The 19,874-nt window shown below is 71.2% G+C and carries 21 protein-coding genes, 1 tRNA gene and 1 pseudogene; 9 read left to right on the top strand and 14 right to left on the bottom strand.

What is annotated here, in order from left to right; all coding sequences use genetic code 11:
* Positions 1-9: 9 nt before the first annotated feature.
* The 3 genes from AAW14_RS07475 to AAW14_RS07465 form a co-directional block, all read right to left on the bottom strand.
* Complete coding sequence (locus AAW14_RS07475) at positions 10-1,557, bottom strand: Stp1/IreP family PP2C-type Ser/Thr phosphatase (RefSeq protein ID WP_265561475.1); 1,548 nt, start codon at positions 1,555-1,557, stop codon at positions 10-12.
* A gap of 90 nt (positions 1,558-1,647) precedes the next feature.
* Positions 1,648-2,163 (bottom strand): FHA domain-containing protein, encoded by a 516-nt coding sequence (locus AAW14_RS07470; RefSeq protein WP_265561190.1) that lies wholly within the window; start codon positions 2,161-2,163, stop codon positions 1,648-1,650.
* A 10-nt stretch (positions 2,164-2,173) separates the two neighbouring features.
* The gene (locus AAW14_RS07465; protein ID WP_265561188.1) at positions 2,174-3,010 is read right to left on the bottom strand and encodes an FhaA domain-containing protein; all 837 of its coding nucleotides are present in this window, start codon (positions 3,008-3,010) and stop codon (positions 2,174-2,176) included.
* Positions 3,011-3,956: 946 nt separating this feature from the next.
* Between AAW14_RS07465 and AAW14_RS07460 the strand changes: the two genes are divergently transcribed.
* Positions 3,957-4,043, top strand: a tRNA-Leu gene (locus tag AAW14_RS07460).
* A 356-nt stretch (positions 4,044-4,399) separates the two neighbouring features.
* On the opposite strand, the gene AAW14_RS07455 is transcribed toward AAW14_RS07460, so the two are convergent.
* The 6 genes from AAW14_RS07455 to AAW14_RS07430 all read right to left on the bottom strand — a co-directional run bounded on the left by AAW14_RS07455 (position 4,400) and on the right by AAW14_RS07430 (position 9,486).
* The gene (locus tag AAW14_RS07455) at positions 4,400-4,945 is read right to left on the bottom strand and encodes a hypothetical protein (RefSeq protein ID WP_265561186.1); all 546 of its coding nucleotides are present in this window, start codon (positions 4,943-4,945) and stop codon (positions 4,400-4,402) included.
* A gap of 359 nt (positions 4,946-5,304) precedes the next feature.
* Positions 5,305-6,111: an ABC transporter permease gene (locus tag AAW14_RS07450; RefSeq protein ID WP_265561184.1), complete on the bottom strand. Its 807-nt coding sequence runs from the start codon at positions 6,109-6,111 to the stop codon at positions 5,305-5,307.
* Positions 6,108-6,812: an ABC transporter ATP-binding protein gene (locus tag AAW14_RS07445; RefSeq protein WP_265561182.1), complete on the bottom strand. Its 705-nt coding sequence runs from the start codon at positions 6,810-6,812 to the stop codon at positions 6,108-6,110. Before AAW14_RS07445 ends, AAW14_RS07450 begins: the two co-directional genes overlap by 4 nt.
* A 44-nt stretch (positions 6,813-6,856) precedes the next feature.
* Complete coding sequence (locus tag AAW14_RS07440; protein ID WP_265561181.1) at positions 6,857-8,029, bottom strand: YncE family protein; 1,173 nt, start codon at positions 8,027-8,029, stop codon at positions 6,857-6,859.
* A 93-nt stretch (positions 8,030-8,122) separates the two neighbouring features.
* Positions 8,123-8,488, bottom strand: a complete 366-nt coding sequence (locus AAW14_RS07435) for a hypothetical protein (RefSeq protein ID WP_265561179.1) — start codon at positions 8,486-8,488, stop codon at positions 8,123-8,125.
* The gene (locus AAW14_RS07430) at positions 8,485-9,486 is read right to left on the bottom strand and encodes a DUF1259 domain-containing protein (RefSeq protein WP_265561178.1); all 1,002 of its coding nucleotides are present in this window, start codon (positions 9,484-9,486) and stop codon (positions 8,485-8,487) included. The genes AAW14_RS07435 and AAW14_RS07430 overlap by 4 nt, the downstream gene beginning before the upstream one ends.
* Before the next feature lie 180 nt (positions 9,487-9,666).
* Here AAW14_RS07430 and AAW14_RS07425 point away from each other — a divergent pair, with 180 nt between their 5' ends.
* From AAW14_RS07425 to AAW14_RS07405, 4 genes are all read left to right on the top strand, one after another.
* On the top strand, positions 9,667-10,365 hold the full coding sequence (locus AAW14_RS07425) for a response regulator transcription factor (RefSeq protein ID WP_265561176.1): 699 nt from the start codon (positions 9,667-9,669) through the stop codon (positions 10,363-10,365).
* Entirely contained in the window at positions 10,362-11,423 is a 1,062-nt protein-coding gene (locus AAW14_RS39440; RefSeq protein WP_322741017.1) for a sensor histidine kinase, read from the top strand. The genes AAW14_RS07425 and AAW14_RS39440 overlap by 4 nt, the downstream gene beginning before the upstream one ends.
* Before the next feature lie 214 nt (positions 11,424-11,637).
* The gene (locus AAW14_RS07410; RefSeq protein WP_265561174.1) at positions 11,638-12,138 is read left to right on the top strand and encodes a Chromate resistance protein ChrB; all 501 of its coding nucleotides are present in this window, start codon (positions 11,638-11,640) and stop codon (positions 12,136-12,138) included.
* Positions 12,135-12,566, top strand: a complete 432-nt coding sequence (locus tag AAW14_RS07405) for a chromate resistance protein ChrB domain-containing protein (RefSeq protein WP_265561172.1) — start codon at positions 12,135-12,137, stop codon at positions 12,564-12,566. The genes AAW14_RS07410 and AAW14_RS07405 overlap by 4 nt, the downstream gene beginning before the upstream one ends.
* A 58-nt stretch (positions 12,567-12,624) precedes the next feature.
* Here the strand turns inward: AAW14_RS07405 and AAW14_RS07400 are convergent.
* Positions 12,625-12,817, bottom strand: a pseudogene (locus tag AAW14_RS07400) (hypothetical protein); the annotation flags it as partial.
* A gap of 132 nt (positions 12,818-12,949) precedes the next feature.
* On the opposite strand from AAW14_RS07400, the gene chrA reads away from it, so the two are divergent.
* Positions 12,950-14,179, top strand: coding sequence for a chromate efflux transporter (chrA, locus tag AAW14_RS07395; RefSeq protein ID WP_265561170.1), 1,230 nt, complete (start codon positions 12,950-12,952; stop codon positions 14,177-14,179).
* 57 nt (positions 14,180-14,236) lie between these two features.
* Positions 14,237-14,629 (top strand): hypothetical protein, encoded by a 393-nt coding sequence (locus AAW14_RS07390; protein ID WP_265561167.1) that lies wholly within the window; start codon positions 14,237-14,239, stop codon positions 14,627-14,629.
* 30 nt (positions 14,630-14,659) lie between these two features.
* On the opposite strand, the gene AAW14_RS07385 is transcribed toward AAW14_RS07390, so the two are convergent.
* Positions 14,660-15,016: an ArsR/SmtB family transcription factor gene (locus tag AAW14_RS07385; RefSeq protein WP_265561164.1), complete on the bottom strand. Its 357-nt coding sequence runs from the start codon at positions 15,014-15,016 to the stop codon at positions 14,660-14,662.
* A gap of 213 nt (positions 15,017-15,229) precedes the next feature.
* On the opposite strand from AAW14_RS07385, the gene AAW14_RS07380 reads away from it, so the two are divergent.
* Positions 15,230-16,207: a cation diffusion facilitator family transporter gene (locus tag AAW14_RS07380; protein WP_416223271.1), complete on the top strand. Its 978-nt coding sequence runs from the start codon at positions 15,230-15,232 to the stop codon at positions 16,205-16,207.
* Between the two features lie 456 nt (positions 16,208-16,663).
* Positions 16,664-16,792 carry a cupredoxin domain-containing protein gene (locus tag AAW14_RS07375; RefSeq protein WP_265561161.1) on the top strand — a complete coding sequence of 43 codons (129 nt, stop codon included), beginning with the start codon at positions 16,664-16,666 and terminating at the stop codon, positions 16,790-16,792.
* A 307-nt stretch (positions 16,793-17,099) separates the two neighbouring features.
* Here the strand turns inward: AAW14_RS07375 and AAW14_RS07370 are convergent, their stop codons facing one another.
* From AAW14_RS07370 to AAW14_RS07360, 3 genes are read right to left on the bottom strand one after another with little or no spacing between them, the layout of a single operon-like run.
* Positions 17,100-18,296 (bottom strand): MFS transporter, encoded by a 1,197-nt coding sequence (locus AAW14_RS07370; RefSeq protein WP_416223264.1) that lies wholly within the window; start codon positions 18,294-18,296, stop codon positions 17,100-17,102.
* A 50-nt stretch (positions 18,297-18,346) separates the two neighbouring features.
* Positions 18,347-19,309, bottom strand: coding sequence for a M56 family metallopeptidase (locus tag AAW14_RS07365; protein WP_265561467.1), 963 nt, complete (start codon positions 19,307-19,309; stop codon positions 18,347-18,349).
* An 11-nt stretch (positions 19,310-19,320) separates the two neighbouring features.
* A complete protein-coding gene (locus AAW14_RS07360) occupies positions 19,321-19,704 on the bottom strand; it encodes a BlaI/MecI/CopY family transcriptional regulator (protein ID WP_265561158.1) in 384 nt (127 codons plus the stop codon).
* Positions 19,705-19,874: the final 170 nt, after the last annotated feature.

Below are 19,874 nucleotides of genomic sequence, written 5' to 3'. Positions count from 1 at the left end.
ACGGCTTGCTTACTGCTTACCGCACAGTGAGACGACCTTCTGCTCTTCCTCCGAGAGGCTGGGGCCGGGTGTGGGAGTGGGTGCGGTCTGGGACTTGGACGCCGATGGGTTCGGCGAGGGTGTGGCCTTGGACGTCGGTGAGGTCTTTGTGGTTCCCGTGGTGCTCTTGGCCTGGCCCGCGCCGTTCTTGGCGTTCTGGCTCTCGGCCTGCTGGCGCTGGCTCTCCTTCTTGCACGCGGACGCCTGCACGGACAGCTCGGAGATCTTCGACTGGGCCGGAGTGAGGCCGCCCTCGGCGATGGTCGCCTTGACCTGCTTCTGCTGGTACGGAGGCAGGTACTTGAGTTCGATCTCCGGGTGGTCCGTCTGCACCTTCGACAGCGACACCCAGGCCAGGTCCTGGCTGATGCCCTGGTACAGCGCGACGTGCTCGCCGTTGGCACCGACGTAGTACTGCGTCTGCGTCCACTGGTAGGCGCCGTAGAGGCCGCCGCCGACGATGCCGAGCGCCAGGGCCGTGTAGAAGGATCTCTTCAGCCACCTGCGGCCCTTCTTCGGCTTGACGAAGTCCTCGTCGGTGTAGTCGCCGAAGCTGCCCGCCGGGACGTAGCCGGTGGTGTCGCCGCTGCCGGGTGGGCCGAACTCGCCCCCGCCGCCCTGTCCGGGCACCTGGCGGCCGAGGCCGGCGGCGCGTCCCGCGGGTGTCTGCATGATGCCGTTGTCGTGCAGGTGGTGCTGGTTCTCGGCGACCGCGCCCACCACGATCGGGGTGTCGGACAGCTGCCCTGCGAGGGTGTCCCCGGTGTCCAGGTCGAGGACGTCGGCCACGATGACCGTGATGTTGTCGGGGCCGCCGCCGCGCAGCGCGAGCTGGATCAGCTCCTGCACGGTCTCCTGCGGGCCCTGGTAGCTGGCGAGGGTCTCCTCCATCGTCTGGTGGGAGACGACCCCGGACAGACCGTCGGAGCAGATCAGATACCGGTCGCCGGCCCGGACCTCACGGATGGACAGGTCGGGTTCGACATGGTCGCCGCTGCCCAGCGCGCGCATCAGAAGGGCACGCTGCGGATGGGTGGTGGCCTCTTCCTCCGTGATACGGCCCTCGTCGACGAGCCGCTGCACCCAGGTGTGGTCCTGGGTGATCTGCGTCAGGACGCCGTCCCGCAGCAGATACGCGCGGGAGTCCCCGACGTGGACGAGCCCGAGCCGCTGACCGGTCCACAGCAGGGCGGTGAGCGTGGTCCCCATGCCCTCGAGCTGGGGGTCCTCCTCGACCATCGCCCGCAGCTGGTCGTTGGCGCGCTGCACCGCCGTGCCGAGCGAGGTGAGGATGTCCGAGCCGGGGACGTCGTCGTCGAGCGCGACGATGGTGGAGATCACCTCGGAGGAGGCGACCTCGCCGGCGGCCTGGCCGCCCATCCCGTCCGCGATCGCGAGCAGTCGGGGCCCGGCGTAACCGGAGTCCTCGTTGCCCTCGCGGATCATGCCTTTGTGCGATCCGGCGGCGAAGCGCAGTGACAGACTCATGCGCACCTCGCCCGTCGGCTCCGGGTACATCCGCACGGTGCCCACCCTCCGGTCGGGAGCGCGCCGGGGCCCGCGGTGTGGACCGCCGCTGCGTGCTCGCTCCGCTCGCTCATTGTCGTACTACTTCCGCAGCTCGATGACCGTCTTGCCGATGCGGATCGGCGCGCCCAACGGGATCGGTGTGGGGGTCGTCAGCCGGGTCCGGTCCAGGTACGTGCCGTTGGTGGAGCCGAGGTCCTCGACGATCCACTGGCCGTCCCGGTCGGGGTAGATCCTTGCGTGCCGGCTGGAGGCGTAGTCGTCGTCCAGCACGATAGTGCTGTCGTGGGCGCGGCCGAGCGTGATCGTCTGGCCCTGCAGCGCGACCGTCGTGCCCGTCAGGGAACCCTCGGAGACGACCAGCTTGCTGGGGGCGCCACGACGCTGACGGCCGCCGCTCGGCTGCTGGCGCTGCGCCGGGGGCGCCGCCGCCTGACGGGCGGCCTGCTGCGGCCGTCCGCTCTCCCGGCGCGAGCCGCGCTGGGTGACACGCGTACCGAACAGGTCGCTGCGGATGACCTGCACGGCCACGATCACGAACAGCCACAGTACGGCCAGGAAACCCAGCCGCATGACCGTGAGGGTCAGCTCTGACATTGCCCCCGCTTCACCCTTCGGCTTGCCGGTAAATGATGGTGGTGCTGCCCACGACGATCCGCGAGCCGTCGCGGAGCGTAGCGCGGGTGGTGTGCTGCCCGTCCACCACGATGCCGTTGGTGGACCCGAGATCCTGGATCGTCGAGGGCGTTCCGGTCCGGATCTCACAGTGCCGACGCGAGACGCCGGGGTCGTCGATCCGCACGTCGGCCTCCGTGCTGCGGCCCAGCACCAGCGTCGGACGGGAGATCTGGTGGCGGGTGCCGTTGATCTCGATCCAGTAGCGGGTGCGCCCGCCCGCCGTGGCCGCGGCCGTGGGCCGCTGGCCGTGGGGCGCGGCGCCGGGACCCCCACCGGGCGGTGGCGCGGACGGCATGGGCGGAGCCCCTGTGGGCCCGCCCGTCGGAGGATAGCCATAACCGCCGGGGGCCTGGCGCCCTGCCGCGTCCGGCGCGGGAGGCTGCTGGTTCGTGGAGGAGGCGAGAGTACGGCTGCGGACCCGGTACAGACCGGTGTCGAGATCGTCGGCCTTCTCCAGGTGGACCTTGATGGGGCCCATGAACGTGTAGCGCTGCTGCTTGGCGTAGTCGCGCACCATGGCGGCGAGCTCGTCGCCGAGCTGGCCGGAATAGGGGCTGAGGCGCTCGTAGTCCGGCGCGCTCAGCTCCACGATGAAGTCGTTGGGGACGACGGTCCGGTCGCGGTTCCAGATGGTCGCGTTGTTGTCGCACTCCCGCTGGAGCGCACCGGCGATCTCCACGGGCTGTACCTCGGACTTGAACACCTTGGCGAAGGTGCCGTTGACCAGACCTTCGAGACGCTGCTCGAACTTCTTCAGGACTCCCATGGGGCACCTCCTCCTTCGTTGCCGTCCTGTCTACTGCTTACCTGGTACTGCTTACTGATCGTATCCACGCGCCGGAAAATCGCCTGGTTCCCCCTGTCGGCCCTGTCGACGGGTGTCGACGCCTGCGGAGTTCCCTGCGAACAGCCTCTTCGAACTCCTCCCGGGCGTACTCCTCGGACGTACTCCTGACATGGATCGTAGAGGCGGCCGAAGACCAGTGTCCCGCACCTGGCTGTGGAGCCCGCCCGCCTACCGGAGAGATGAGTGGTACCGGTACGAGGTTGATACGTGAACAGGGACATGTTGAGACGTGAAGCGGGACACGTTTTGAGGCGTGAAGGCGGGACACGGCGGGTGCGCGAACCGGGACACGGGGGGAACGTGAGGCGGGACACGTCGAGAAGGTGAACCGGAACACGTCGAGAAGGTGAACCGGAACACAGGGCGAACGTGAGGCGGGACACGTCGAGAACGTGAACCTGGGCATGTTGCTTCAAGTGGGACATATTTGGACGTTTGTGGCGATCGGAGTCGGGGCCGGGGTCGGGGTCGCGGTCGGGGTCTGGGGCGGGGCCCGGATTTGGGGCAGTGCGGAGCGAGGGCCGGGTCGGGGGCGCGGGTGGGTGCCGGGGTCGGCGCCGGTCGGACCTCGGGACGGGGCCGGGCCCGGTGAGCCGGGGTGGGACGGGAGCGCCGCGGATGACGGGCGGGCCCGGTCCGCTCGTCGGGTGCCGGGGCAGGGCGCCGGGTTCCGGACGCCGCGGCCGGTCCGCCCGTCGTCGCTGGTCGTCCCGGGGTTGTCGCTGGTCGGGCGGGGGGTGTCCCGGGGCGGGCGGGGCCGCCCTGCGGGAAAGGGATGTGAACCCACCCTCTCCAGCGTGCTAATGTTCTGGATGTCGGAAGGCGCCAGCAACGAAAGAGGCCGGAGCCGGAGGACACACCCAATGCGCGGGTGGCGGAATAGGCAGACGCGCTGGATTCAGGTTCCAGTGCCCGCAAGGGCGTGGGGGTTCAACTCCCCCCTCGCGCACCACGAGGTACCGACGAAACGGGTCTCTCACAGTGACGAAAGTCCTGGAGGGGCCCTTTCTCGTTGTCCGTGCCGGATGTGAGGTATCGCACGGCCCGAGGCGAGGACGCGACAGGGCCCCGGCGCGTGACTTATCTCACGGCGGGGCCCTGCTTGTTGGGCGTGCGGATTGTTCTTCGAGTTGTACTTCGGCTGGGCCTGGTCGGCTCGGTCTGCGCGACTGGTGCCAGGTGGCCGGTCGGGGTCCAGGACCACCGCTGGCCGTGGACGGGCCGTCCCCGCTCGCGCATCCGGTTCAGGATCCAGGCCGGGGCCGGGTGTCAGAGTTCCTTGATGCGGATGTTCCGGAAGGCGACCTTTCAGGTGTGGCCCTGGAGTCCGACGAAGCCCGAGGCCGGGTCTGCGGTGGCAGGCTTGCGCCGCGGGGCAGGATGTGCTCCCCGGTTTTCCGGATCGGGCGATGTCTTGTCGCCGGTCATCTCGCCGATGCCGCGCAAGGTGACGACGACCCACTCGTCCGTCAGGTCGCGGAAGCTGTCGAGCGTGTCGATGTCGGGGATCTTCTTGAACAGCTCCGCCTCGGAGTCGGTGCCCAGCGCGCCGACGCCGGAGGCCGTGATCTGGAGATGGAAGTGTTCCGGACTGCCGTCGGTGTGGGTGTGAACGCCCTTGACGAACAGGGCTGAGACGGCGAGTTCCTCGACGCCGGCCAAGGCGTTGCCAAGTGCGGCGCGCGGCACGCGGATCGTGAGGTTGGAACGCAGGTGCGCCATGAGGTTGCGGCCGATCAGGCAGTGCGTGTTCGGCAGCGTCGCCAGGGCGACCCGGGTGTTCTCCACCGTGCCCAGGCCGAGGAAGACGTGGCCGCTCGCGGGGACGTCGATCGTGCCCCGGTTGGTGACCACTCGGGCGATACCGGCCGCCCTGCCGTTCCAGGCGGACGACCCTGGTGCGGTCGACGAGCATGAGCCGCTTCTTCACGTCCCACTCGGCGGGACCGCCCACGGTGCTCTGTTCCGCCTCGGCTTGGGCCAACCGAGCGGTCCTGATGAGCAGTTGCATGGCGTTGAACTTGTTGAACGAGAAGAAGCCGGGGCGTGGGGAGGCCGAGTGCACCGCGAGCGGGGTGTCGAGTTCGTCGGTCGGGCGGCGGTCATCGGCGTGCCCCGGTTGCCTACCAGGGCCCTCGATTCGTTCGCGCGCGCACCCAACCCGTCGAACAGGCGCTCTCGCAGTGCCTCGCGGAGCGGGCCCTCAGCACTTCTCAGCCCCGGGAATCGGGAGTTGCCCTGGCGCCCTCAGCTCCTTCAAAGGGGCGCAGGCGGTGGGCGTCGTCGAACAGGGCGCGTTCGGCCAGGCGGACGGCAGTGAGCGCGGCGAGTGCCGCCGCCGCGAGCAGCATGTACATCACGACGATCTGGTAGCGGATCGCCGTGAAGGGGCCGACTCCGGCGAGGATGAGGCCGGTCATGGCTCCGGGCAAGCTGATGACACCGACGGTCTTGGTGGAGTCGAGGGCGGGGATCAGGGCCGTACGGACGATGGTGCGCTGATGCGGGGCGAAGGCGTCAGTGGCGGCGAGGCCGAGGCTGAGACGGGCCTCGATGGCGGGACGGGCGGTGCGGACCTCGTCGTGGAGGCGGGTCAGGGCGAGGGCGGTGGCCTGCATGGCTCCGGAGACGACCATGCCGCCGACGGGGATGACGACGCGGGCCTGGGTGGCGATCACGGCCAGGGCCAGCAGAGTGCCCATGGTCGCCGCCGTGCCGAGGGTGATCGCGACGGTCGCGGTGGGCAGAGCCCTGGGCAGGGCCCGGGTGCGGCGGGCGGCGACCTGCCCCGCGATGAGAACCATGACGGCGAGCCAGCCGGTGGCTCCGGCGAGTCCGGCGTGGCGGAAGACCAGGAGCAGGAGGGCGCCGACGGCGGCGAGTTGGAGTGCCGCGCGGACTGCGGCGAGGGCAATGTCGCGAGCCAGGCGGAGGCGTCCGCGCCAGGCCACGGTGACAGTGAGGGCGACCAGGGCTGCGGAGGCGGCGACGCCCGCCCAGGTGGGGACGGCGGGGTTCACGCGTGCTCCCTGAGGTAGTCGACGTGGTGGGCTTCGCCCTGGTCGACGAGGTGGCCGCGGTCGAGTACGAGGACGTGGTCGGACCGGCGGCGAGCCTGGGCGATGTTGTGGCTGACCAGGACCACGGTCAGGCCGTCGGCGACCAGATCGTGTGCGACGTCCTCGACCGCCGCGGTGCCGACCGCGTCGAGGGCGGAGGTGGGTTCGTCCAGCAGCAGTGCCTTGGGGGTGACGGCCAGGGCGCGTGCCAGGCAGACGCGTTGTGCCTCGCCACCGGACAGGTTCGTGGTGGCGCGGTCGAGGTACGTGGTGGGCAGGTGGACGCGGTCCAGAAGCACCGCCGCTTCTGGCCGGCCGAGGTCGGGACGGCCGACGCGCAGGTCGTCCAGGACGCTGTCGGTGAGCAGGACAGGTTGCTGACCCACGAGGGTGACGTGGCGACGAAGGGCGAGGACGTTCCAGTCGGCCAGGGCGCGGTCCTGGAAGGCGACGGTCCCGGCCGTGGGTTCTTCAAGCCGGTTGAGAAGACGTAGGAAAGTCGTCTTGCCCGCGCCGCTCGGTCCGACCAGGGCAGTGCAGGCCGCGGCGGGAATGGAGCAGGTGATCTCCTCCAACAGGGTCGTGTCGCCGCGTCGCACCGTGACACGCTCCAGGGCGAACGCGCTCGTCTCCACGGGACTCACCTCACCGTTCAGCACCATGATGCAACCATGGTTACACCAGATGGTGGTCCCAGTAGAAGGGGTCACGGTCCAGGCCGGTACACGAGAAGCGCCGGGTGCCCGCCGGAGCCGTGCGGGACGGGGTAGTAGCTCAGATGGGTGGTGGAGTCGACGGCGACGACGTGAGCGCCGTCGGCGAGGTGAGCGCGGCCGGTGACGTTCAGATGCCCGCTGTTGTTGTCGGCGGTGGTGACCCAGCCGGTCTCCGAGGCGACGTAGAGGTGGCGGGCTGCGGGGTCGTAGGCGAGCACGTCGGGCTCCTCACCGACCCGGTCGGTGCCGGTGACGTGCCAGGTGGTGAGGTCCACGGTGAGCAGTCGTGCGTTGCCGTCGCAGGCGACGAAGGCCAGGCGGTCGGCGGGGGCGAGGGTGAGGCCGTGGTCGTGGTCGCAGCCGGGCAGCGCGACGCGGCGGCGGATGTGCAGGGTCGCCGGGTCGATGACGGCGAGTTGGTCGCGGGTCTGGACGTCGGCGAGCATCTGACGGCTGGTGGGGTCGTAGGCGACGTTTCCGGCCTCACCGCCGAGGGGGACGGTGCCGCGGACGGCTGCGGTGGCCGCGTCGACGACGGTTTCCGAGCCGCCGGACTCGTTGGTGGTCCACAGCGTGCCGTGTGCCGGGTCGTAGGCCAGGCCATCGGGGTAGTCGCCGGTGGGGGTGTGGTGAAGGACGGTGCCCGTGGCCTCGTCCATGGCCACGACCTGGTTGGCGTCGGTCGCGGTGGCGTACACCTCGTGCCGGTCGGGGACGACCAGGACGCCGTGGACGCCGGGCAGGCCGTCGATGGTCCGTACGACGCGTCCTGCGCGGACGTCGACCTCGATGACCTGGCTCGCGCCGAGGTGGGCGATGAACAGCAGCCCCCGGCTCGCGTCGAGGCTCGCGTAGTCGAAGCGGGAGCTGTCGCCCGGCAGGGCGATCTCCTTCACCGGGCGGAGCGGAAGCGCCACCTTGGACGGCTGGTTGCCGCCTCGGGTGAGCAGGACGCCGGTCACCGCGGCGGCGAGGGCGATGAGCACTCCGGCGGCGAGGGCCAGCAGTGCGCGGGGGCTGAGGCGACGGGGCATGTGCAGGCTTTCCCGGGTTGGAGGGTGAGGAGCCGTTATGGCGGCGAGCAGCGTAGGCACCCCGCCGATCTCATAGGGGATGGAGGGCTCGATGCCGGTGACGATGAGGCCGAAAGTGGTTCTGGGCAAGCCATGGGTGCGGCAGGCGGCGCCCTGACCGGCGCTTGCCCACCGGACGGATTGCCGCCCACCGCCCTGCACAGATCCCTGACGGCCGGACGGTCAGTACAGGTAGATGTCGACGAGCAGGGCCGCGACCGCGGCCAGGAGCGCGTAACGGATGGTGGTCCGGGTCGGCTGGGCGGCCAGCGGACCGAGGCCGTAACCGAGGGAGGCGGCGGCGAGGGTGAAGACGCCGGAGCCGGTGTCCTGCCAGCTGATGGGCAAGACGATGACGGGTGCGTCGGTGAAGAACTGTTGTGCGTGAGTGGCTCGCAGGATCGCGTTCCAGGCCAGGGGCCCGACGGCCGCGGCGAGCGCGCCGGTCGCGAGGGCGGCACGGCTGCGGTCTCGGGCGGCGGCGATGAGGACGGCTGCGAAGAGGGCCGACAGCGCGGCGCCGTAGCCGATCTGGCCCCAGCTGATCACGAGGCGGGAGCTGTCGCGGTCGCGCTGAGGGCCGGGCGCAGTGCCTTGGCCAGGGTGACTCCGTCACCGGTGGCCCAGAAGTGCATGTAGAACAGGCGCGGTTGGTCGTTCAGGGCGTGGTTGTGTAGTTCGACGATGTCGATGCCTCCCTTGCGCAGCGCACGGATGACCTTCTGTACCTCGGAGGCGGTCATGACGAAGTCGCCGTTGATCGCGGCCCTGTTGCCCCCCAGGGGCTGGAAGTTGATGCCGGTGGTGATGCCGACCGCGGGCGGCAGCACGTGGGTGCCGTCGGTAACCGTGTCCTTGCGGGAGATCGAGAACTTGTAGATGCCGCCGTCGGCGGTGCCCTTGCGGCCGAGCGCCTTGTCGATCCCGGCGGTGTCCAGGGCGATGGGCGGCTGGGTGGCCGGGGGCGGCGAGGCGGGCGGGATCGCGGTGGCGTCCAGGGCGGACTTCAGGCCCCTGGCCAGGGTGACCGGGTTGCCCATGGCGTCGATGTGGGTCCACCAGATGGCCGGGGACTGCTGGAGCAGGTGCTTGTGCAGGGCGGTCTGCTCGATACCGGCGGCCTGCAGCGCGTCGGTGACCTTGGGCAGTTCGTCCTCGGTGACGACCAGGTCGCCCATGAGCATGGTCTCGTGCTTGTACTTGGCGAAGGCCGCGTAGCCGCCGAGGGAGAGGCCGGGCTTGATGGTGACGCCCTGGGTGGTGACGGTGAGGTCCTTGCGGGGCAACGGGATCCGGTAGACGGTGCCCTTCATCAGGGTGCCGGTGCGGCCGAGGGTGTCGGCGACCGGCTTCCAGTCCGCCTCGGTCGTCTGCACGGGCGGCTGCGCAGGGCCGCGAGCGGCCATCGGGGCCGCGACCTCCTCCGTACCGCCTGACGCAGCGTCTTTCGTAGGGCTGCCGCAGCCTGTCAGCAGGCCGGAGCCCGCCACCAGAAGGAGCGCGGCCGCCGTTCCAGCGACCGGCTTGACATACGAACGGGGTGACATGACCACTCCTCGTCGAGATCGTCGTCGATGGTGCGTGTGTGGCCAGACAAACCGCCGCTGATGAAGGTGGCATGAAGAACACGCCCACCCGGGTGACTTCATGACAGCTTCATCAGCGCCCAGGATCGTGGGAGCCGAACGGCGCGGAGAAGTAAGAGGCGGAAGGAGAAGGAAGGCACCATGCGGATCCTCGTGGTCGAGGACGAACCCAAGATGCGGGACCTGCTGCACCGGGCCCTGGCCGAGGAGGGCTACGCCGTCGACACAGCCGCCGACGGGCTCCAGGCGATCACCCTGACCGACGTGGCCGCCTACGACGCGATGGTGCTGGACGTGATGCTGCCCGGCCTGGACGGATTCGAGGTCTGCTCCGCCCTCCGCCGGCGCGGAAACTGGCTGCCGGTGCTGATGCTGACCGCGAAGGACGCCGTCGCCGACCGCGTCCGCGGCCTGGACGGCGGCGCCGACGACTACCTGACCAAGCCCTTCAGCCTCGAGGAGCTGATGGCCCGGCTGCGGATGCTGATCCGCCGAGGCCCCTTTGAACGCCCCACCGTCCTCACCGCCGGGGACCTCACACTCGACCCGGCCACCCGGACCGTACGACGCGGCGCCGAGGAGATCCCCCTGACCGCCAAGGAATACGCACTCCTGGAGATACTGCTGCGCCGCCCCGGCACCGTCCTGACCCGCACCGTGCTCGTCGAACACTGCTGGGACCTGGGCACCAGTCCCGGCTCCAACGTGGTCGACGCCCACATCAAGGCCCTGCGCGCCAAGATCGACCGCCCCTACGGCACCCAGGCCGTCGAGACCGTCCGCGGCGCCGGATACCGCATCCGCCCCGACGGCGGCCGCATCACCACCCGCACGCCATGAACCGCATCCCACTCCGCATTCGCCTCACCGCGATCTTCGCCGCCGTAATGGCCCTGGTCCTGGCCGGGGCCGGATACGTCACTCTCAGCCGCTTCCGCGAGGCCCAGAGCGAGTACGGCACCGCCACCGGCGTCGCCCGCCAAGCACAGCAAGAGGCCACGGACGACTTGGTCCGGGAACTGGTCACCGCCCTGCCCATCGTGTTCGTGCTGGCGACCATCGGCGCCTACCTGCTGGCCGCCGCCGCGCTTCGCCCCGTCGAGCGCATGCGCACCCAGGCCGCCGCCGTCACCGAAGACACCCCCGGACACCGCCTCGACGTGCCGCCCAGCCGCGACGAGATCGCCCGCCTCGCCACCACCCTCAACGACATGCTGGCCCGCCTCCAGACGGCCCTGGAGCGCGAACGCCACTTCGTCGCCGACGCCGGCCACGAACTGCGCACCCCGCTCAGCCTCCTGCGCACCGAGATCGAACTCGCCCTGCGCCACCCCCGCGACGCCACCGAACTGCACGCCGCACTCGTCTCCGCCCTCGAAGAGACCGTACGGCTGGTCCAGCTCACCGAGGACCTGCTGCTCCTGGCTCGCACCGACCGCCGTCAGGGCACTGCGGCCCAGGCAGTCGTCGTTCTTGACCTCCAGCCGGTGCTGCGTCGTGTGACCGTCCGCCTCCGCAACGGCGCACCCGCCAGCGTGGTCACCGTCGACTGTCCCGTCGGCCTCACTGTCGCGATCCCCGAAGACCGGCTGGAACGCGCCGTCACGAACCTGATCCGCAACGCCCAGCAGCACGGCCACGGCCCCATCGACGTGACCGCCCGCCGCGACGGACAGATCCGCATTGAGGTACGCGACCACGGCCAGGGTTTCCCGCCCGACTTCCTCCCCCACGCCTTCGACCGCTTCACCCAGGCCGACCGCGCCCGCGCCACCACCGGCACCGGGCTCGGCCTGGCCATCACCGCCGCCATCGCCCGCGCCGGCGGCGGCAGCCACGGCGCCGCCAACCACCCCGACGGCGGCGCCGTCGTATGGATCACCCTCCCGGCACGTTGACATAACCACGCGCTCGATACGGAACCGCCCAGCCGCCCCGGGGATTGGAAGCGTTGAACAGCTCGGCGAAGTCCCGTTGTAGCTGCCGTGGGCACGTAATCCTGCGCAGTGGCCTCTCCCGAGCAGCGGTCGCTGGGTTGGCCGACGTAACCTGGGTTACGTTTCGGGTGGGAGTTGAAGACCGCCGTGTGCGGACGAGATGGAGGTGGCCGCCGTGACGGAGCAGGCGGCGGGCGCGTGGGTGCTGCTGTCGTACCGGCTGCCGCGTGAGCCTTCGACGCCGCGGATCACGGTGTGGCGCAAGCTGAAGCGGCTGGGCGTGGCGCAGATCTCGGATGGGCTGGTAGCGCTGCCGGCGGACGCGCGGACCCGGGAGCAGCTGGAGTGGATCGCCGAGGAGGTGGTCGAGGCCGACGGGTCGGCGGGGATCTGGCTGGCCCGGCCGGGCAGCGTGGCACAGGAGCGCGAGCTCGCGGCGTCCATGAGGCAGGCCCGCGCCGAGGAGTACCGGGTAGTCGCGCAGCAGGCCGCGGCTCTGGCTTCGGGCCCGGTCGGCGAGCGGGCACGTGGGGCCGCCAGGCTGCGCGCGGAGATGCGGCGCATCGGACGGCGGGACTTCTTCCCTCCGGTTGAACGGGAGGCAGCCGCCGTAGCGGTGGCGGAGCTGGCCGAGGGTTCCGGCCCGCGCAGCGGCACCCGGGGGGTGCGGGCGTGAAGTGGGCGACAAGGGCGGGCGTGCACATCGACCGGGCGGCGTGCGCATGGCTGATCCGCCGGTTCCTGGACGCGGACGCACAGTTCGTGTTCGTCACCGACCCGGCGCTGGTCCCTTCGGATGCGACCGCGTTCGACATGCGCGGGGTGGACCTGTCGCACCACGGCGCGGACTGTACGTTCGAGACCATCCTGCGCCGCTACGAGCTGAGTGACCCGGTGCTGTGGCGGATCGCCGAGATCGTCCACGAGGCGGACCTGGACGATCAGCGCTACGACGCCCCGGAGGCGCCCGGGTTCGACGTCGCCCTGCGTGGCCTGTCCATGGTGTGCACCGACGAGCGCACCCTGGAGGTGACCGGCCCGCTCTTCGACGGCCTGTACGAGTACCTCAAGCGCGGCCTGCTGCTCGGGCACGATCCCGCCTGAACCATCCCGGGAAACCTCCGAATTCACACCGCACCGCGGCCGGCCTCGCCCCCGTCCAGCGGAAGACGCCGGTATGGCCGAGCGAATAGCGGCCCGGCTGGGGATGGACCGCCAGGCCATGGAGCTCCCGGCCGACCTTGCGCGTCCTTGCCGGTGGGCAGCAGCGTCGGCAGGGTGAACCGGTCGCCGTCCAGGACCCACACCCCGTTGCGGGCCATGTCGGCGATGCACCAGGTACGCCCGTCGGGGGAGGACCAGCAGAAATGCCGCCGCCCCCACCCGCATTCACGTCCTCGACCGCTCATCCGCGCTCCCAAGCCGGGCCACGGTGCCCTTTCATTCCGCCGTTGATGAAAGGATGAAACCGTGGTTACAGTGAAACCATGGTTTCCCCGGACACGTCGCGGGGCACGTCCGACCAGCCGACACCCCCTGCCGACAGCACCGCAGCGGGGCCGGGCCCGGCGTTCGCGAGCGTGCTGCGGTACTTCCTGCGGCTGGGCACACTCGGCTTCGGCGGACCGATCGCCGTGGTCGGCTACATGCAGCGCAATCTGGTCGAGGAGCGCGGCTGGATCGCCAAGCAGGACTTCCTCGACGGCGTTGCCCTGGGCCAGACCATGCCCGGCCCGCTCGCTGCCCAGGTCGCCATGTGGGTCGGCTACCTGCGCCGCGGCGCCTGGGGGGCGGCGGCGACCGCGCTGGCGTTCATCGCCCCTTCGTTCCTGCTGGTCACGGTTGTCGCCGCCGCCTACGTCCACTACGCCGGGCTGCCGGTGGTGCAGTCGCTCTTCTACGGCATCGCCCCGGCCGTGATGGGCATCATCGCCATCGCCGCCTACAAGCTCGTCAAGCTCACCGACGGCAAGGACTGGCGCGCCTGGGCCATCAGCGCAGTCGTCTTCGCGGTCACCGCCGCCACCGGCCGCGAGCCGATCTACCTGATCGTCGGCGCCGGGGTGCTGATGATCCTTCTCGACGCCCGCCCCACCCACCGGTCCTGGCTCCGCCGCCGAATAGCCACCGGCCCGGACTCCAAGGCGCTCAGCCTGGTCGGGTGGCCGCTGGCCACGCCGTGGGCCGTGGCGGCCTCCGGTGGGACGCTGCTGTCCCTGGGCCTGTTCTTCCTCAAGACCGGCGCTCTGGTCTTCGGCTCGGGGCTGGCGATCGTCCCGCTGCTGCGCGACGGCGTGGTCGCCCAGCATCACTGGCTCACCCAGGCCCAGTTCCTCGATGCCGTCGCGATGGGCCTGATCACCCCGGGCCCGGTCGTGATCACCGCCGCGTTCATCGGCTACCTCGTCGCCGGCCCCGCCGGAGCCCTCGTCGCCACCTTCGCGATCTTCCTGCCCATCTACGTCGGCGTGGTCGTCCCCGGCCGCTGGTTCGTCAGGCACCGCGACAACCGGCAGGTCAAGGCGCTCGTGACCGGCGCCACCGCCGCAGCCGGCGGTGCACTGTGCGGGGCGGTCGTCGTGCTCACCCGGCAGGCCGTCACCGACGTAGCCACCGCCGTCATCGCGGTCGTCACGCTCGGTCTGCTGTGGCGGTTCAAGATCCAGGAACCCGTTGTCGTCATCGCGGCCGGAGCCCTCGGCCTCCTGCTCCACTGAGCCGCGCCCCGGACCGCTACCTGAACCCACAACCCGCCCACCGCACTTGGAAGCGCGATGACCCTCGCCTACACCTTCGCCACCAGCACCACCGTGTTCAGCCGCTCCCACATCGCCCTCACCGCCACCATCACCGCCGTCCTCGCCCTGGCCGCCGCCTGGTGGCGGCTCCCACGCGTCCCCCGCGCCCACCACGTCGTGGACCTCGGCGCCGTCACCGTTCTCGCCGGTCTGTCGGTGTTCCTGTGGCGGGCCTCGGCCAACATGCCCCAGCTCAACGACGACGGCCTGCCCGGCTTCTCCGCCAACGACTGGCTCGCCCCCGTCATCACCTACGTCAGCATCACCGTCTACGCCCGTCTGCGGCCTCCGGCCGACACCCGGCGCTTCGGCCAGGTGCAGGCACTGGCGACGATCGCATCCTTCGTCGTCAACGTGATCACCATCTAGCCGATGCGTGAGCGTGGCCCCGACCGCTGTTCAGTCGTGGGACGGCAGGTGCCTGATCCGGTGGTCGGCCACCTGCAGGGCCTCTTCGACCAGGCGGCGCAGGTGGCCGTGGCGCAGGGCGTAGACGACCCGGCGCCCTTCCTTGCGGGTGGTCACCAGCCCGGCCAGGCGCAGCCGCGACAGGTGCTGGCTGACCGACGTCCGCGTGGCGTCACAGGACCCGGTCAGTGTCGTGACGTCGGCCTCGCCCTCGCCCAAGCGTCGCAAGAGCGCCAGGCGGGTGCGGTCGGCGAGCAGCCCAAGCACCTCGACGGCCACCGCGAGGCGCTCGCGGTCGTCTGGCTCCTGCGAGGCATGTGCACCTGATAGATGCATGCGTGCGTTCATACGCACATAATGGAGGGGTAGCAGTGTCGGCGTCCAGTCCGACCCGGCCCCCGGCCCGCGAAAGGTGCGACCACCGTGACCGAGCAGTCCCACGCCCACGAGCCGCACGGCCACAGCCACGGCGAACACGGCCACCCGCGTCCCTACGCCGCCGACGGCCACCACGGGCACGGTAGCCACGACCACGACCATGGGGGCGGCCGGTGGCCGATGCTGCGGCACCAACTCGCCCACCTGGTCACCCCGCACAGCCACGAGGCGATGGACAAGGTCGACTCGGCGATGGAGACCTCCCGCGAGGGCATGCGCACGCTGTGGCTGTCACTGGGCATCCTCGGTCTGACCACGGTGATCCAGGCGGTGATCGTGGCGTTCTCCGGGTCGGTGGCGCTGCTGGGCGACACGATCCACAACGCGGCGGACGCACTGACCGCGGTCCCGCTGGGCATCGCGTTCGTCTTGGGCCGCCGGGCGGCCAACCGGCGCTACACCTACGGCTACGGCCGCGCGGAGGACCTGGCCGGCATCGTCATCGTGCTGACCATCACCGCCTCCTCGGCCCTGGCCGCCTACGAGGCCGTCGACCGCCTGCTGCACCCCCACGACATCACCCGTCTGTGGGCCGTCGCTCTCGCCGCGGTGGTCGGCTTCATCGGCAACGAGTGGGTCGCCCGCCACCGCATCACCACCGGCCGCAGGATCGGCTCCGCCGCCCTGGTCGCCGACGGCCTGCACGCTCGCACCGACGGCTTCACCTCTCTCGCCGTCCTCCTGGGCGTCGGCGGCGTCGCGATCGGATGGCGGTGGGCCGACCCCGCCGTCGGCCTGCTGATCACCGCGGCGATCCTGATGGTCCTCAAGGACGCCGCCCGCGAGGTGTACCGACGGCTGATGGACTCCGTCGACCCGGCCCTGGTCGACGCCGCCGAGCAGGCCCTGCACGACGTCGACGGCGTACTCGGCATCGGACAGGTCAGGATGCGGTGGATCGGCCACGCGCTGCGCGCCGAGGCGGACATCGTCGTCGACCCCTGCCTGACCGTGGTCCAGGCCCACTCCCTGGCCGTCGCCGCCGAGCACGCCCTCATCCATGCCGTTCCCCGGCTGACTGCCGCCACCGTCCACACAGACCACACTTCCCACGGAGGCGACCCGCACGCCGCCCTCGCCCACCACGTCGACGCCGGCTGACGCGCTCGGCAGTAGCGCTGACGCTCCAACCCCGGGATGTCGCTGCCGACCATCCCCATGCGCCCCGGTGGGACCAGCCGCCGCGCGGCAACCCGCCACCTGCGTCGCGTCGTCACCTTCCCGCGCGCGGTATCTCGCCGCTCATCGGCAGGCTCTGCCGCAGGGATGCACCTGAGGGCGTTCAGTACGTCGTCGTGGTGCGCCCTGCAGCGGAAAGCCGGCCGCCGTCCGTCCGCTTCCCCGGTCGCCGGCAGCCGGCTCGGCGGCGACGGCCGGGCCGGGCGGCCAACTGCCCCCGCAGCAGGGCCCATCCTCCTGTCGGATGGGCCACCCGGCCCCTGCCACGGGTCCCATCGGCAGGTGGATGCTGCGCCTGCGGCTGTGGCGGCGGCGCAAGGCCGCCTTGGCGACCGCCGCAGTGTTGCTGTTGGGCCTCATCGCTGTCACGGTCGAGGTTTGGGTGAACGCACCGGAAACATCGACGGCGGAAAGTCCGGAACCTTCACCGCCCCCTCCAAGAGCGGCAGCTACCCCTTCGTGTGCACCTACCACCCGGACATGAAGGGGACGCTGATCGTGCGCTGAGTTATCACTGTCCCACCGGGGGACAGCGGCTCCGCTCCGCCCGCTCCGCCCGTCCCGGACCAGGAGCGCCTGGCCGACGGGCCTCGCACATGCAGCGGGCTCACTCGGCCACCGAGCCATGCCTGCTCACGGGCTTTCGGTGTGCGGACTTGCGCCCCGCGATTTGTGAGGCACTGGGCCGCTGGGGCCGTTTCGAAGTGCTCACGAGTTTCGACAGCACGGGCCTTGCTCGTGGGCCCGAGTGCGGCGAAGGGACTGCGGACTCAGCGACGAGGGAAAGGGACGCAGGCAGGGAGGGCGATGAGTCCTACGGCCGGGGCCGGCGAACGCCGCGCTCGTTGCCGACCCGAACGGCAAGGACTGCGGTGGCGGTCAGGGCGCTGAGGGCGGCGAAGCCTGCGGTGAGGGTGATGGCCGCGGCCACGGAGGCGACGAGGAGTGGTCCGCCGGCGTCGCCGAGTTCGCGGCCGAGTTCGGCGGCGCCCATGGTCTGGCCGAGCCGCTCGGCCGGGCTGGCTTGGGCCAGGGCGGCGAAGCCGAGCGGAGTGGTCATTCCGGTGCCGGCCCCGATCAGGATCGCGGCGAGGAGGAGGCCTGCCAGGCCGGGCAGCATCGCTGCGGCGAGTCCGGCGGCGGTGACCGCGAGCCCGGTGCTGATGCCCGTCGCCGTGGTGATGCGCCCGTGGTCGAGGGCGGCTCCGGCCCGGGGCTGGACCAGGGCCGCGCAGGCCGCGAGCAGTGAGACGGCCGCCCCGGTGGCAACCGGCCCGAGGTGGGCGGCGGCTCCGGCGACTGGCAGGAAGCCCACGCCGACAGAGAGGGCCGCGGTGGCCAGTGCCAGTGCGGCGGTCGGGCGCAGGAAACTGCCTTGACCGAGCCGTTTGGCGAGGTCGACCACCGTCTGCCGGGGCTTGGGCAGTGGCGGTGCGGCTGGGACGGCAAGAACCGCCCAGGCGGCCACGGCGGTGGCCAGGGCGGTCATGGCGGTGAACAGCAGGGGCAGTCCACCGCCGGCAACCAGCGCGCCGCCGAGCAGGGGGCCGGCGGTGTAGCCGATGCTCTTGTAGAAGCCGTAGGAGCCGAACGCCCGGCCGTGCCTGGCGGCCGGGTTGAGCCGGGCGACCAGGGCCGAGGCGGCCGGGGAGAAGGCGGAGGCTGCCGCGCCCTGACCCAGGCGGGCCGCCCACAGCAGCGAGGTGTTGTCGGCGAAGGCGAACAGGGCCGAGGCGGCGGCGAATGCCAGCAGTCCGCCGAGCAGGACGGGGCGGGGGCCGATCTTGTCGGCCAGGCTGCCGAAGACGGGTTTGAGGAGGACCTCGGCGCCGTCGTACAGGGCGAGCAGGCCGCCCAGGACCAGGAGCGATTGGTGGTGGCCGGTGGTGAAGCGGCCCAGGTTCGCCGCGACGCTGTGGGCGCCGAACGCGGTGGTGAAGCCGGCCGCGTACAGGGGCCACAGCCGGGCGCGCTCCGAGTGTTGTTCGGGGCACGGGGCGGTGGTCGGCACGGGCGGGTCCTTCCTGGTCGTCTCGGGCATCGGGCGGCTTGGGGCTCTGGTTAGCCGCTGCCCGCGAGCTTGAGGACGAGGTGCAGGTCGTGGGCGGCGGCGAAGGCGCACAGGGCGCTGGCGCCGACCACGGCGGCGGCTGCGGCCAGGGGCAGGATCGGGTAGTTCAGTGGCGGGGAGTAGGTGTGCGGCTCGGCGAGCAGGGCGGCGACGCGGCGTGGCACAGGGCCGGCGCGGTGAAGCGCTGAGCCGCGGCGTCCGAGCACTCCGAGGACGGCCTCGGGGACGCGCCGGCGGGCCGGGTGGTGGGCGGTGGCCAGGGCAGCCTTGCCGACCGCGCGGGCGACCTGGCGGCGGTCGCCGCACGCGGTCGCGGCGCGTTCGTCCGCCCAGCGTTCCACGGTGTAGGCGACCGCGGCGGCCACGGGCCGCAGCAGCGGGTTGCAGGCGGCGGCCAGATGGGCGGCGGCGACGAAGGCGTAGTGGTGGCAGGCCAGATGGGCGCGTTCGTGCGCGAGCATGGCCTCGCGGTCGACATCGCTGAGAGCGTCCAGCATGCCGGTGGAGACCACCACACGACCGGGCAGGCCAGGCAGCGCGTAGGCGTCGGGAACCGTATCGTTCACGACCACCAGCTGGCCGTGCCCGGGCAGGCAGGCCGCCTCAAACGCGGCGGCGGCCAGCGCCCGCATCCGGCGCCACAGCATCCGCACCCCCGACAGCGCCGCGGCCGCGAGCAGGACGCCCGCGATGGCCGCCTCCACCTTCGAGACCGAATCTCCCGCGCGCACCGTGGCCAGCGACCAGTCGCCCACCAGCGCGGCCAGCGGCAGACGCACCACGCCCGCCACCACCAGCACCCCCAGGGCCGCGCAGCTCAGCGCGGCGAGCGCCAGGGCACAGGCGGCAAGCAACCACGTGGCCAGCCACGGCGCCAGACGTTCGGCCAGCGGCCGTGCGGCCAGCGCGGCCGGGACAGGGAAGAGGAGAGGCACGTAGACCAGCAGGTGCATCACCACGTGGCTCACCCCTGGTCCGGCAGGTCACCGAGCAGCTGCCGCAGCAGCTGCTCGTCCCGGGCAGGCAGGTCCTCAACGAACCGGGAGAGGACGGCCTCGCGGTCGGGGTCGGACTCCAGTACCTGGCGCATGCGCCGCGCGGTCAGTCCATGGGCGTCGGCGACCGGCACATACGCGTAGGCGCGGCCCTGCTTGCTGCGGGTCAGCAGCCCCTTGTCGAACATCCTCGACAGCACCGTCACCACCGTGCTGTAGGACAGACCGTCCCCCAGTTGCCGCAGCACCTCGCCCGGGGTCTGCGCCTGCCGGGATGCCTGCAGCAGGGCCAGGACCTCGGCCTCCAGCGCGCCACCCGCTCTGCGCTCACCCCGACCTTGGCCCGAGTTCATGACTTGGCTACCTTCCGTTCATCGTCTACAGTCCGGTAGAACTTCTACGTCACCGTAGAAGCATCCGCGCCGAGTCTGCCACCCCCTCCGGACGCAGCATGCGCGGCCAAGGCCCCTTCCCCGGGAGCGGCGCACGCCGCCCTGAAGTTTTACACACCTGTAGATGTCAG

It is taken from the genome of Streptomyces hygroscopicus (assembly GCF_026168105.1).
In the GTDB taxonomy this organism is placed as follows: domain Bacteria; phylum Actinomycetota; class Actinomycetes; order Streptomycetales; family Streptomycetaceae; genus Streptomyces; species Streptomyces hygroscopicus_D.
This window is presented reverse-complemented; position numbering and strand designations above follow the sequence as displayed.